This is a genomic window from Methylomonas rhizoryzae (assembly GCF_008632455.1).
Classification (GTDB): Bacteria; Pseudomonadota; Gammaproteobacteria; order Methylococcales; family Methylomonadaceae; genus Methylomonas; species Methylomonas rhizoryzae.
Genome location: NZ_CP043929.1, coordinates 1632683 through 1646335, shown reverse-complemented (window position 1 = coordinate 1646335; position 13653 = coordinate 1632683). Strand labels below are relative to the sequence as shown.

9 protein-coding genes are annotated in these 13653 nt (G+C 54.9%); 1 reads left to right on the top strand and 8 read right to left on the bottom strand.

The features are described from left to right. Positions 1–8 precede the first annotated feature (8 nt). The 3 genes from hrpA to F1E05_RS07580 are packed head-to-tail and all read right to left on the bottom strand — an operon-like array spanning position 9 to position 7293. Positions 9–3902 carry an ATP-dependent RNA helicase HrpA gene (hrpA, locus tag F1E05_RS07590; RefSeq protein ID WP_150047723.1) on the bottom strand — a complete coding sequence of 1298 codons (3894 nt, stop codon included), beginning with the start codon at positions 3900–3902 and terminating at the stop codon, positions 9–11. A gap of 27 nt (positions 3903–3929) precedes the next feature. Continuing rightward, positions 3930–6164 (bottom strand): SEL1-like repeat protein, encoded by a 2235-nt coding sequence (locus F1E05_RS07585; protein ID WP_150047722.1) that lies wholly within the window; start codon positions 6162–6164, stop codon positions 3930–3932. A gap of 13 nt (positions 6165–6177) precedes the next feature. Next, a complete protein-coding gene (locus F1E05_RS07580; protein ID WP_150047721.1) occupies positions 6178–7293 on the bottom strand; it encodes an ATP-binding protein in 1116 nt (371 codons plus the stop codon). Positions 7294–7828: 535 nt separating this feature from the next. On the opposite strand from F1E05_RS07580, the gene F1E05_RS07575 reads away from it, so the two are divergent. After that, positions 7829–8707 carry an HDOD domain-containing protein gene (locus F1E05_RS07575; RefSeq protein ID WP_150047720.1) on the top strand — a complete coding sequence of 293 codons (879 nt, stop codon included), beginning with the start codon at positions 7829–7831 and terminating at the stop codon, positions 8705–8707. On the opposite strand, the gene F1E05_RS07570 is transcribed toward F1E05_RS07575, so the two are convergent. From F1E05_RS07570 to F1E05_RS07550, 5 genes are all read right to left on the bottom strand, one after another. Next, positions 8704–9633 (bottom strand): LysR substrate-binding domain-containing protein, encoded by a 930-nt coding sequence (locus tag F1E05_RS07570; protein WP_150047719.1) that lies wholly within the window; start codon positions 9631–9633, stop codon positions 8704–8706. The genes F1E05_RS07575 and F1E05_RS07570 overlap by 4 nt on opposite strands. Before the next feature lie 39 nt (positions 9634–9672). Further along, a complete protein-coding gene (locus F1E05_RS07565) occupies positions 9673–10707 on the bottom strand; it encodes a sulfate/molybdate ABC transporter ATP-binding protein (RefSeq protein ID WP_150047718.1) in 1035 nt (344 codons plus the stop codon). A gap of 22 nt (positions 10708–10729) precedes the next feature. Then, positions 10730–11611, bottom strand: a complete 882-nt coding sequence (gene cysW / locus F1E05_RS07560; protein WP_150047717.1) for a sulfate ABC transporter permease subunit CysW — start codon at positions 11609–11611, stop codon at positions 10730–10732. A gap of 12 nt (positions 11612–11623) precedes the next feature. Further along, the gene (cysT, locus tag F1E05_RS07555) at positions 11624–12451 is read right to left on the bottom strand and encodes a sulfate ABC transporter permease subunit CysT (RefSeq protein WP_150047716.1); all 828 of its coding nucleotides are present in this window, start codon (positions 12449–12451) and stop codon (positions 11624–11626) included. A gap of 173 nt (positions 12452–12624) precedes the next feature. Continuing rightward, on the bottom strand, positions 12625–13632 hold the full coding sequence (locus F1E05_RS07550) for a sulfate ABC transporter substrate-binding protein (protein ID WP_150047715.1): 1008 nt from the start codon (positions 13630–13632) through the stop codon (positions 12625–12627). Between the last annotated feature and the right edge of the window lie 21 nt (positions 13633–13653).

Below are 13653 nucleotides of genomic sequence, written 5' to 3'. Positions count from 1 at the left end.
GAGTTAGCTCAAAACATTTCGTTCCACGCCTTCTCCAAACGTTGTACGGAAACCGGGTAAGCGGTTTTCAATTGCTGCGCAAACAGCGACACCCTAAGCTCTTCCATTTGCCAACGAAACAACTGACGTTCCGGGGTCGGCTGACCGGTTTTCAACTGCTTTTCCACCTGCTGCCAATAGCGTTGCCACAGGCGTTTCAATCCTTGCGTTTCGGTTGTGTCCGGCTTTTGTTTTTCCAGCCGGAACTCCGCGGCCTTCAAATAGCGCACCAGGGCCGGCAACTGCGCGGCCGGGGTGTGACGTAAACAGCCCCTGAACAACAGCAACGCCAATTGCTGTTCTATATCCTCGCGCAAGGCCGGCACAATACCGGGTTGCTGCAAGCGGGCGCGCAACGATTGGTAGTTTGCCAAGATTTCCCCAACTTGCTTGCCTATTTGGTTGCAAGTGGTCAATAACGCCGATTTTTGCTCGGCCAGTACCGTTTCGAATCGCTGCTGCGTTCGTATGTTTTTATCCTCGACAAACACCGCGCTGAAAATCGCATACAACAGATCGTCCTTGAACTCGCCGCCGGCACGGTCCTTTAATAGCGGATGCGGCGGAAGCTGGTTATAAGCCAGTTGCAAGGCTGGGGCCACGCCGTGGTTTTTTAAAATGTATTGCGCATCCTTTTTGCAGACCAATTGATACAGCTTGGTCAGACCGTCGAAATGGGCCAGTTCGGCCTTGTGCTGGGTTTCCAGAATCTTCACCCCAACCGTTGGTCCCTCATCCACAATCGCCGGAAAACCGATGAAGCTCTGGCCTTTTTGCATGAACTGCCAAGTCTCCGGCAAGTCGTCGAAGGCCCAGGCGATACAGCCGGTGTAATTCATTTCCTCTTGCGCCAGCTTGTCGAAACTGTCGCCGGCCTTGGTGGCGAACTGAGCCTGTAATTTGGCGAGATTGCGGCCGTAACCGATGGCCCGGCCGGCATCGTCCACCACCCGAAAGTTCATCTTCAAATGCTCGGGCAAGGCGTCCGACTGCCATTCGTTGAGCGGAATCGCCTCGCCGGTCAATTTGCGCAAGCGGTTACTCAGCCATTCGTACAGCGAACCTTTAAAATCCGGCTCGATTTCCAGGCAGGCCTTGGCGGTGTTCGGCACTGGCACAAAGTGTTTGCGCAGATGCTTGGGCAAGGCCTTGATCAAGGCCACCACTTTTTCTTCCAGCATGCCCGGCACCAGCCAGTCGAACGGCTGCTGGCGAATCTGGTTGAGCTGGTGCACCGGCACGATGGCGGTGACGCCGTCCTCGTCGTGGCCTGGCTCGAAGCGGTAATGCAACTCGATGGTCAGATCGCCGACTTTCTTGCTGTCCGGAAAATCCCAGTCGTTGATTTGGTTGTCGTCGTTACGGGTCAGGTCTTCTTTGGTCAGGAACAGGATTTTGGGATTGTTGCGCTCAACCTGCTTGCGCCACTGGTCCAAGGTAATGCCGCTGACGATCTCGGCCGGCAGTTTCTTGTCGTAAAACTGGTACAGCCATTCCTCATCCTCGATCAAATCGACCCGGCGGCCCTTGTGCTGGATATAACCCACCTCCTCCAGCAGCTTCTCGTTAGCTTTAAAAAACGGCGCGTTGGAGTGGTAATCCTGATTGACCAGCGCATGGCGGATGAACATCTCCCGCGCCGCCTTAGGATCGACGTTTTCGTAAGGCACTTTGCGCTTGGCGGTCAAGGTCAAGCCGTATAGCAAAGTCCGCTCGTAAACGCCGCAACGGCCGGCGTTTTTCTCCCAATGCGGGTCGTAATAATTGCGCTTGACCAGATGCTGAGCGCAAGCTTCTATCCATTCCGGCTCGATCTTGGCAACGGTGCGGGCGTAGACCTTGCTGGTTTCGACCTGCTCGGCGGCCATGATCCACTTGGGCCGCGCCTTGTGCTGGCCGGAACCGGGGAAGATGAAAAACTTCAGGCCGCGCGCGCCCAAATATTCGTATTGCTCGTGGCGAAAGCCGATATTCGACAGCAAACCCGGCAGCAAGGCCATGTGGATTTGCTCGTAGTTGGCCGGATTGCCGGCGGTCTTCAGACCCAAATCGCCGCGCGCCACCTGCATGATTTGAGTGTGAATGTCGTGCCATTCGCGCATGCGAATGTAGGACAGAAAATTGTCCTGGCAGTACTTGCGCAGTTTGCTGTTGGTCAGGTGTTTCTTCTGTTCCTCGAAGGCGTTCCACAGATTCAACAGCGTCAAAAAGTCCGAATCCTCGGCCTTGAACTGGGCGTGCTTGGCTTCGGCTTGCGGCAGTTTGTCGGCCGGCTTGTCGCGCGGGTCTTGGATGCTCAACGCAGAGACGATGATAGACACTTCGTGCAGCGAGCCCAATTGCGCCGCCGCCAACAGCATCCGCGCCAGTTTCGGGTCGGTCGGAATCTTCGCCAGTTGCCGGCCGGTGTCGGTCAGATTGCCTTGTTTGTCCAAGGCATCGACTTCGAACAGCGAGGTTTTGCCGTCACGCACCATTTTTTCGTCGGGCGGCTCGACGAACGGGAATTCCTCGATGTCGCCCAGCTTCAGCGCCGCCATCTGCAAGATCACCGACGACAGATTGGTTCTTAAAATCTCCGGATCGGTAAATTCCGGCCGCGCCAGATAATCTTCCTTGGAATACAAGCGGATGCAGATACCTTCCGCAACCCGGCCGCAGCGCCCTGCCCGCTGGTTGGCGCTGGCTTGCGAGATGCGCTCAATCGGCAAGCGTTGGATCTTGCTGCGGGCACTGTAGCGGCTGATGCGGGCGTGGCCGGAATCGATCACGCAACGAATGCCGGGCACGGTCAGCGAAGTCTCGGCGACGTTGGTGGCCAACACGATGCGCGGTTTGTTGCCGGAAGGCTTGAACACCCGCTCCTGCTCGGCGACGCTGAGCTTGGAATACAGCGGCAACACTTCGTAGCGGCCGTTGTTATGCGACTTGCGCAAGGATTCGGTAGTCTCGCGAATTTCGTGCTCGCCGCTCAGGAAAATCAAAATGTCGCCGCGCAAATCCCGGTACAGCTCGTCCACCGCATCCAGAATCGCTTGCTGCAAGTCGGCCGAAGTTTCGTCGTCTTCCTCGATCAACTCGATCGGTCGGTAGCGAATATCCACCGGATAAGTGCGGCCGGAGACGTTGACGATGGGCGCGCCGTTAAAATGCTTGGCGAATCGTTCCGGGTCGATCGTCGCCGAAGTAATCACCACCTTCAAATCCGGCCGCTTCGGCAACAGCCAGCGCAGATAGCCCAGCAGAAAGTCGATGTTCAGGCTACGCTCGTGGGCCTCATCTATGATCAGCGTGTCGTACTGGTTTAGATAGCGGTCGTTCTGGGTCTCGGCCAGTAAAATACCGTCGGTCATCAGTTTGACCAGCGAATTCGGCGCGGTCTGGTCGTGAAAGCGCACCTTGTAACCGACGGTATTGCCGATGGCCTGACCCAGTTCCTCGGCGATGCGGTCGGCCACGGTGCGCGCCGCGATCCTTCTCGGCTGGGTGTGGCCTATCATGCCGGTTATGCCGCGACCGATCTCCAGACAAATCTTCGGCAACTGCGTGGTCTTACCGGAGCCGGTCTCGCCGCAGACGATGGTGATCTGGTTGTTCCTGATTAATTCGGCAATCTCGTCCTTCTTGCCGCTGACCGGCAAATCCGGATACTCGATCACCGGCACCGAGGCCCGCCGCTGCATGCAACGGCTCACCGAGCGCTCGACTTTGTCGGCCAGTTGCTGGAGTTGCCCGCCTACATCCTTGCCCTTGCCCGCCTCGTTGCGCAAGCGGTCAAGCTGGCGTTTGAGGCCGTAGCGGTCGGCGCTCATGCAGCTGGCAAGGTTTCGGGAAAGTTGTTTCAGGGTTTCGGCTGAGGACATCGGATGTAGCAGGTAAAAAGCGGGCGATTATACGGGGTTTGCGTCAGTTGATTGTTCTGGCAATAAACGGTATTGCAGCCGAAAGCCTTCAAAGCTAGCTCGAATTTCGGCAACGGTTTGCTCCAGCTCAGGACCCATTCGCAAGACATCATCCCGGCGGGACTCGCCGATTTCCTGCAACACGGCATAGTAATAAGGCTTCAGATGTTCTTTCAGATTTAGATGTCGATACTTTTCATTTTCGAACAATTTCAATGCGAATGCGGTTTGACCTTTGGCAACTAACATCAAAACTAGCAAAGGAAGCAATATCCTCATTTCATCTTGGTCTCCCTCGAGTTCAATCAAGGCTTGATCGATAAAATTGAAAGCCTCAAGATAATCTTCGTTCCATAGGGTCACCAATCCCAACAACTTATTTGAAACAGCTTTCGGCTCAATCTCCAAAGCGTTACGGAGTAGCTTTAGCGCTTTACCCGGCTGCAGGCCGTGCATCAAATAAAAGGTAGAGAAATCGCATATCGCTTCTGCATCGCCCTCACCCGCTGCTACCGAAAAATAGTGTTCGGCAAGTTCCAATTTATCTTGTTCAGCATAATTTTTGGCAAGATCAATCGTCGCATCTGAAAATCCCTTTTCAATGGCTAAAAGATAATAACGCTCTGCTCTTTTAAACTTTCCTTGATCTTGATGTAAACGAGCCAATGCCCAAAAGCCAACCGGGAGACCTTTCTCCACAGTTTTTTGATAGTAAGACTCGGCCAGCTTCAATTTGCCCTCATCTTGATAAAAAACACCCGTCAATCCCATTGCCCTTGGGATACCTTTTTCAGCTAGAGGCAATATAAGCTTCAACGCCTCTTTTAAATCGCCTTGTCTATATGCTTCATCTGCTTTATCGAACAACACATAATCCGACTCCGGCAAACTCTCAGAAATTTGCGGCAAGAATTCCCGCGTCGTATCCAATAGCCGCTGCTGCAACTCCAAATCCCGCAAACTCTGCGCCAGTGCCTGACTCCACAACAACGCATGACGCGGCGCCAATTTGCCTTGTTTCAAAGCATCCATATGCCGTTCTGCGCGCTCGGCCAACTCTTGCTCGTCGCACCAACTCTCCAAAAACTTGACCAGCCAAATCGCCCGTTGCTTGTCGTTCTTGCGCCCCAGCCGCATCAAACACCAGATATTGAAGAAGCGATCTTCCAATTGGTAGAGATGATTCTTGGTCGAGGTGGGAATACAGCGGATCAAACGGTTTTTTTCCAACTGCTTCAATTGCGCGGAAACCAATTTGCTGGCTAGCTTGGTTTTGGCGGCAATTTCCTTGGTGGACATGGCGTCCCAACCCAGGGCAATGGCATGGACGATGGATTGTTGCTGGGTCGGCAGGTCGTCCAGCCGGTGTTTGTACAGTGGCGTGACTCGGTCCAGCAGCATTTCCAAATCGTCCAAGGCGCTGCCGTGGTCGTCCAGAAAAATTTCGAACAGTAGAATCATCGTGCGCGGCACGCCGGCGGTCAGGCGGCGCAGAGCTTCGACTTTGCCGGCTTTGGTTTGCAGAATTTCCCGCATTTTTGCGGTCTGCTCGGCGTTGCCCAAGCCCAACAGTAATTCGTGGGTTTCCTCGCGATTGAGGCCGGACAAGGTTTTGACGGTAAAAAACTGGAAAAACGGTTTGCCTTGGTCGTAATGCTGTTCCAACATTACCGCGGAGGCGCCGACGATGCGGACGCGGCGATTGGTTTGCAGGATTTCCCGCAGGCGCTGCTGATCGCGAATGTCGAATTTTTCCAGCATTTCGCCCAGGTTGTCGATCAACAGCAACACGCTTTTATCGGCTTGTTGCAAGGCATCGGCCAAGATCGAAAAACAATCCTTTTCGTAGTGCGGCGACGCATAGGCCTCTTCGAACCGCTCCGGCAACGCTTCGAACTCGGGTCGTTCGGCCAGATAGTCGCCGACCAATTCCCACAGCCGGCACAGCGAGGTCACCGAGTATTCTTCTTCGCGGAACAGTACCGGTATCAGCCAAGGCGACAATTCGGCATCGTCGCGCACGCAAATCGACAATTTGCGCAGCAGCGTGGTTTTGCCTTGGCCGCGCAGGCCTTGAATGATGGTGTGTTTGAAGGTTTGCTCCGGCTCGGTTTGACGGATGCGTTGCAGCAGTTCGGCCAAGGTGTCGCGGCGCACCACGAAACGTTCGACGAATAAGTCTTCCTGCATTTCCTGCGGGTTATAAATGGCGGCGACAGTCATGTTCGGGCTCCGCTCAGTTGGCGATTTCTTTCCACCACCAGGCGCGCAGCACCGGGGAGATGAAACGCAAACGGTTGTATTCGTCGCGAGCCAGATAGCCGTCGTGTTGCAGGATGTTCAACAAGCGGGACACTTTGTCGATGACTTCGTGTTGCACCGCCAAATTGCAGGCTTCGCCGTAATCGATACCCAGGCGCTCCGGGTCGGCCGCCAAGCTAAGCAGGGTTTTGCAGAAACGGTATTCCTGTTTGGTGAGCGCTTGCGGCTTTAGCCGGTTGTGCCAGTGCTCGAAGTTGTGGCGATGGCCGATCATGGCTTGAAAAGCCTCGTCGATATGTTGTTCCGCCAGCGGCGATGCGTGAAGTTCGTCGACCAGCAAACTGATGTAAAACGGCGCCAGCCAATCGATACGATCCATCACCGTTTCCAGCCAGGTGTCGTTGGCTTGTAGCGATTTTTTATCCAGTAAACACTGCAAATAATCCCGAGCCTCGTCGCGGCGGAACGGGCGCATTTTGATTTCGCGCAGGTCGTTGATGTGTTTGGTAAACCCCATGCCCTCCACGACGTTTTGCAAGCCGATGGAGCCGGCATATAGGAACCGGATTTTGCCTTTGTAGCGGGGCTCTTGCCGTAGTTCGCGCTGAGTGGTCAATAACTTGCGCACGTGCTGAATGCCTGCGTTTTCGCGAATGTTTTCCAAGGCCTGCGGAAATTCGTCCAGCATCAATACGATGGGCCGGCCCGGTTCAAGATGTTCCAGTAATCGGCAAAACTCGGCGTGATAATCCAGCGCCTTGGCATCGCCGAACCTGACGCTTTTACCCACCTCTTGCACGTTGATCGTTTTGAAGCGGCTACTGATTTGCCATCCCAAGGCGTCCCAACGATTCAAAAAACTTTGATCGACCAAATGAGAAAGCAACTTTCGATAGAACTCGTCGACGGTATCCGCCGATTCCACGATCACGTAAGTCGGAAGAAAAGCCTCCGGCGCATTGGCTTCCAGATATTGCATTAACTGGGTTTTGCCGATGCGGCGATGACCGCTGAGAATGACGTTTTCACTTGCAAGCAAACGCTCGGTCAGCACTTGCAACACATCGGTTAGAGGTTGGTATTGAGGCACGACAGACTCCCGGCAAAACTTTTACTGCCATGCTATTAAGCAATAAATTTTTTGTCAAAATACTTGGCAAAAAATTTATTGCTTAATGTTCGCGCCTCCAGCTTAGAAACCCGTCTTGTAACTGCCCGCCCACATCTTTGCCCTTCCACGCCTGGCCGCGCAGCGCAATCTATCCAACTGGCGTTTGAAACCGTGGCGGAAAGCCGGCATACACCAAGACAGGATAAAATATTCGTACACCCGACTGTAGGAAATAAGCCGTCAATACCCTCAAGCGGAGTTTGACAACCTTTGCTCTTCGCTCTTTGTGTCACGTCACATGCTAGCGCCGTTGTACGGCCCAACTTGCTAAAAGTCGATTAGCGGTCGGCAATTTGGCAAACTTCATCTAATTTTATGGGAGGTAGGCGCAACGGTGCGGTTAGCCGGAAAGCTTGGGCCGGTTCGGTGGCAAGTAGACTATCGAAGTCCGGTGTTAGCGGCTAGGCCGACGTTGCCGGCGGTTTGTTCCGACGACATAGATTTGGGGAAATGAATGAACGCAGCATCGTTAGTTAAACAAGTCGACAACGTGTTTTCGTTGCCTGATATCGTGGTCAGGGTCAATCAACTGCTGATGGCGCCGGAGCCGGATTTTGCCGAGCTGGAAGCCACGATATTACACGATCCCGGCCTGACCGCTGCCATATTGAAAATGGTCAATAGCGCGCTATATAGTTTTCCGAGCAAAATCGACACCTTGTCCAGGGCGATTTCCATCATCGGGCTGAACGATCTGAAAGCCATCGTCATCGGCACTTCGGTTACTCAGCAATTCAAGGATATTGCCTCCGAATTGGTGAATATGGATATTTTCTGGAACCACAGCGTGGTGCGGGCGATATTGGCCAAAGATTTGGCGGTGCGCTTAAAGTTAGGGAATACGGAACGGTTTTTTATTGCCGGCTTATTGAGCTGTCTGGGCAAGTTGATTTTGTACAGCCGTTTTCCGGCCGAGTCGGCCAAGGTAATAGGCAGCGGCGAATTGGACGAAATGGCGCTGGCCAAAGCCGAACAAGCCGAATTCGGTTTCGATTACTGCGAAGTCAGCGCCGAGCTATTGAAAGCCTGGCAATTACCGGCCGACATCTGGGAATTGATTGCCTACCAGCTAAAACCCATGGACTGCGCGGAGAGACAGACCGACGCTTGCGTGATGCACGTCGCGCTGGCGGTTTCCAGCACGATTCAACCTTCGGTCGGACACGAAATCTGCGATATTCGTACCCGCATCGCGGCACAGGATTTTTTGCCGGGGGTTTTGGAACGTTTAGAACTTAGCGTCGAGGAAATCGCCGACGTCGCCGACGAAGCGATGTTCCAATCCTTGGACGTAATTTCCATTTTGCGCCCGCAAAGCATGAGCATTTACTAAGCGCTACGCATTTGCCGTAGCGGCTTCACGTTGGTGGCGCCGGCGTTGCCGTCTTGTAAGAGTTGTAAAAAATGTTGCAGAAAGCCCGGCAAATACAGCGGTTTCAAATAGGCGATTTTGGTTTGCGAGTGCGGGATGAGCGACGATAAATCCACGCGCAGTAAATCGCCGTCCAGCGCGCTTTCGTATGAAGTACCGGCAATGATGCCCACTCCTGCGCCTTGCCGAACATAGGTTTTGATCACGTCGGAATCGGCCGCCGACAGTACCGCATTCAACTGCAAGCCCGCTTGTTGAAAGGCTTTGGCGATGTTGCTGTAACCCGTATAGCCCGGCGAGTAAGTCAAGAGCGGGTGAGATGCCAGGTTTTGCAGGCTGACCGCTTGCTCCGCGAACGGGTGACCGTGCGGTACCACGGCGATATGGTGCCATTCGTAACAAGGCACTACCGCCAACTGTTCGTCTTCGTCCAGTTTTTCGGTGCATATCGCGATATCCGCCTCGTGCTGGTGCAGCAAGTCGACGATTTGATGCGGCGACGCTTGTACCATGTAAATTCGGATGTGCGGAAATTGCTGGCGAAAACGGCGGATAGGGCCGGGTAGAAAATATTTGGCCTGAGTATGAGTAGTGGCGATGCGCAATTCGCCGTCTCTGTGATTTTTGTATTCCCTGGCGATGCTCAGAATATTGCGTTTAGCCAGTTCGATCGCCTCGATTTGCGCCAGCACCCGTTCGCCCAGCCGAGTGAAGCCGACGATTTTCTTGCCGGTTCGGTGTAGCAAAGGATTACCCAGTTCGTCTTCCAACAACTGAATTTGTCGGCTGGCGGCCGATTGCACGATATTCAATTTGTCGCCGGCTTTGGACAAGTTGAAAGCGGTGGCTTGCAATACCCGCAGCAATTCCAATTGGCTAAAGTTCATGGTTCGCGTTCCCGTGTGCGCTGCTGATCGGATAAAGTGCTAGGCAAACCAACGCGCTTGCTTGATGCGCAGTTTGACCGGCTGGCCTTTTTGCAAGTTAAGGGTTTTAAATTGCTCGTCCGCCACCTCGGCGTACAGCGTGGCATTTGGGTCGCTAGGGTCTTCCCGTTGCAATTCCAGGCGGATGAAGCCGCCCAAATGCTGCCAGTCCTTAACCCGGATCGGCGAATGGTCCGCTTTGTTGACTTCGATATGGTGCGGACGCACATGGGCGACGTTGCCCTGTTTGTCGCCTACAGCCAGGTCTATGTTTTGCAACCACGGCGCATCGTCCCGGCCGAAGTGCAGTACGTTGGTATGACCGATGAAGCGCGAGACGAAATCGCTGTGCGGGTGGTCGTAAATTTCGCCGGGGCTGCCTTTTTGCTCGATTTTGCCGTGGTTCAACACCACGATTTGGCTGGCGACTTCCATGGCTTCTTCCTGATCGTGGGTTACGAAAATGCTGGTAACGTTCAGTTCCTGATGCAAATGCCGCAACCACAGCCGCAAGTCTTTGCGCACGCTGGCGTCCAACGCGCCGAACGGTTCGTCCAGCAACAATACGGAGGGTTCCACGGCCAAGGCGCGGGCCAGGGCTATCCTTTGCCGCTGGCCGCCGGACAGTTGCTCCGGAAACCGGTCGTGCAGCCAATCCAATTGCACCAACTGCAATAAGGCGTGCACTTTGTCTCTGATTTGCGCTTCGCTGGGGCGCAATTTGCGCGGCTTGACCCTTAAGCCGAAGGCGATGTTGTCGAACACCGTCATGTGCCGGAACAAGGCGTAATGTTGAAATACGAAACCTATTCGGCGTTCTTTGACCGGTTGTGCGGTGACATTGTCGCCGAGCAGGTAGATTTCGCCCCGGTCGGCGGTTTCCAGACCGGCTATGATGCGCAACAGCGTGGTTTTTCCGCAGCCGGACGGGCCCAACAAGGCCACCAGTTCCCCTTCCGGGATATCCAGGCTGATGTCGTGCAACGCGTTGAAAGCGCCGAATTGTTTGCTGATGTGTTTTAAACGTATGCTCATGGCGAAGTTCTCGTGGGATGCGTTAATCGGGTAGACGGCCGGCGCGTAAAGCCTTCAAGGTTTTGCGTTGCCGCCATTCCAGCGCGGTTTTGGCCAGCAGCGTCAGTACGGCCAGGCTGGCCAGCACCGAAGCGCCGGCGAAGGCGCCGACGAATTGGTATTCGTTGTAGCTGACTTCAACGTGCAGCGGCAGGGTGTTGGTCAAACCGCGAATGTGACCGGAAACCACCGAGACCGCGCCGAATTCGCCCATCGCTCGGGCATTGCACAGCAACACGCCGTACAGCAAGCCCCATTTGACGTTGGGCAAGGTGACTTTGAAAAACATTTGCCAAGCGCTGGCGCCCAACGACAAGGCGGCTTCCTCTTCTTCGTGGCCGATTTCCTGCATCAACGGAATCAATTCGCGGGCCACGAACGGAAAGGTCACGAATAGCGTGGCCAGCACGATGCCGGGCACCGCGAAAATGATTTTGATGTCGTGCGCGGACAGCCACGGGCCCAGCCAGCCTTGGGCGCCGAATACCAGCACGTAAATCAGGCCGGCGATGACCGGCGAAACCGAAAACGGCAAATCGATCAGGGTCAGCAACAGGCTTTTGCCGCGAAATTCGAAGCGGGCGATGGCCCAGGCCGCGCAAATGCCGAACCAGGCGGTCAACGGCACGGCAATAGCTGCCGTTAACAGGGTCAGACGTATTGCGGCCAACGTGTCCGGCTGGCCGAGACTGTCCGCGTAGGCCGACCAGCCTTTGGCGAAAGCTTCCAATAGCACCGCGGCCAATGGCAGGATCAAAAACAGGCCGATCACGCCCAAGGTAACGGCGATCAAGACATAACGCAGCCAGGCGGGATCGGCGGTTTGCGCGCTGCGGCGATTGAAATAGGCAGTCGAAGTACTCACGTTGGTTTCTCCTTACAATTGCCCGCCGCGGCGGCGTACCCACCACTGCAGGCTGTTAACCAAAAGCAGCAACAAAAACGACAGTAACAACATCGTCAAACCGATTGCGGTGGCGCCGGCATAGTCGTACTGTTCCAGTTTGGTAATGATCAACAGCGGCACGATTTCCGACACGTACGGCATGTTGCCGGCAATGAAAATCACCGAGCCGTATTCGCCGACACCGCGGGCGAATGCTAACGCGAAGCCGGTGATGGCCGACGGCAGCACGTTGGGGAAAATCACTTTCAAAAAGGTTTGCAAGCGGCCGGCGCCCAAGCTGGCAGCGGCTTCCTCCATTGCGCTGTCGAACTCCTGCAACACCGGTTCTACGGTGCGCACCACGAACGGCAGGCCGATGAAAATCAGCGCCACGACTATCCCCAAGGGTTTATAAGCCACGTGTATGCCGAAGGCTTGCAGCAACCAGCTGCCTATCCAGCCTTTGGGCTCGTACAGCGTCGCCAATACGATGCCGGCGACCGCGGTCGGCAGCGCGAACGGCAGATCTATCAACGCGTCGAACAGCTTCTTGCCGGGGAAGGGATAGCGCACCAGGGTCCAGGCAATGCAGAATCCCAGCGCAGCGGCGACGGCGGCGGCCAGCAGCGAGGCGCCGAAGCTGACCTGAAACGAAGCCAGTACCCGCTTATTGGTCAGTAGCGCCCAATATTGGTCCGGGCTGAGTTGCAAGGATTTCAGCAGCAAGGCGCTCAGCGGTATCAGCACGATCAGGGTCAGATACAGCAGGGTGAAACCCAGTGCCGGTTTGAATCCGGGCATGATGTAGCTTTGAGGCATAACGTTCCTAGAGTCGAGTTGGGGGCAACAACTTGTCCGCTTAAAGGGTTTACTATGAAAGTTATGGGGGGAACGACAGATAGCCGCGATTCGCAAGGCCATCATCGCGACTAGACGTCGCTCCTACCAACTCCCTTTCATTTGCCGGGGCGATTGCCAGGCCTTCATGATCGTTAAGGCGTATAAATTTGATCGAAGCTACCGCCGTCGTCGAAATGCTCGGCTTGAGCTTTGACCCAACCGCCGAATTGGCCGTCCACCGTGATCAGTTCCAGCTTGGCGAAGCGCGCCAGATCGGCGGCCTCCGCATGTTCCGGCAAGGCCGGGCGGTAAAAGTGCTTGGCTACCAATTTTTGTCCTATCGGCGTGTACAGATAATTCAGATAAGCCTCGGCCAAGTCGCGGGTGCCGTTTTTGTCGACGATTTTGTCGACTATGGCGACCGGAGTTTCCGCCTTGATGCTCAGCGGCGGGACTACCGGTTCGAATTCCGCCGCACCGTATTCCTTCAGCGCCAAAAAGGCTTCGTTTTCCCAGGTGATCAACACGTCGCCGATACCGCGCTGGATAAAGGTCGTGGTCGAGCCGCGCGCGCCGGAATCCAGTACCGGCACGTTTTTAAACAGCTTTTTGACAAAGTCCTTAGCCGCTTCTTTGCCGCCGTAACGTTTTTCCGCAAAGGCCCATGCGGCCAAGTAGTTGTAACGGGCGCCGCCGGAGGTTTTAGGGTTGGGGGTAATCACCGATACCCCGTCTTTCGCCAGATCGTCCCAATCTTTGATTTGTTTGGGATTGCCTTTGCGGACCAAAAACACGATGGTCGAGGTATAAGGCACACTGTGGTTGGGCAGGCGATTTTGCCAGTCTTTGGGCAGCAAGCCGGCCTTGGCGGAGATTTGGTCGATGTCATACGACAAGGCCAGGGTTACCACGTCGGCCTCCAAACCGTCGATCACGGCGCGGGTTTGTTTGCCGCCGCCGCCGTGCGATTGTTGCACTTCGATGTCTTCGCCGGTTTTGCTTTTCCAATGTTGAATGAATTCCTTGTTGAAGGCTTGGTAAAGTTCCCGGGTCGGATCGTAGGAGACGTTGAGTAAAGTCCGGTCCGCGCCGGCACTGCCGCTGCCGGCAAATAGCGCCAATGCCAATAGCAGTGGCTTGAGAGGATGATGCGCTGTCATGTCGATTTCCTGAATTAAGTA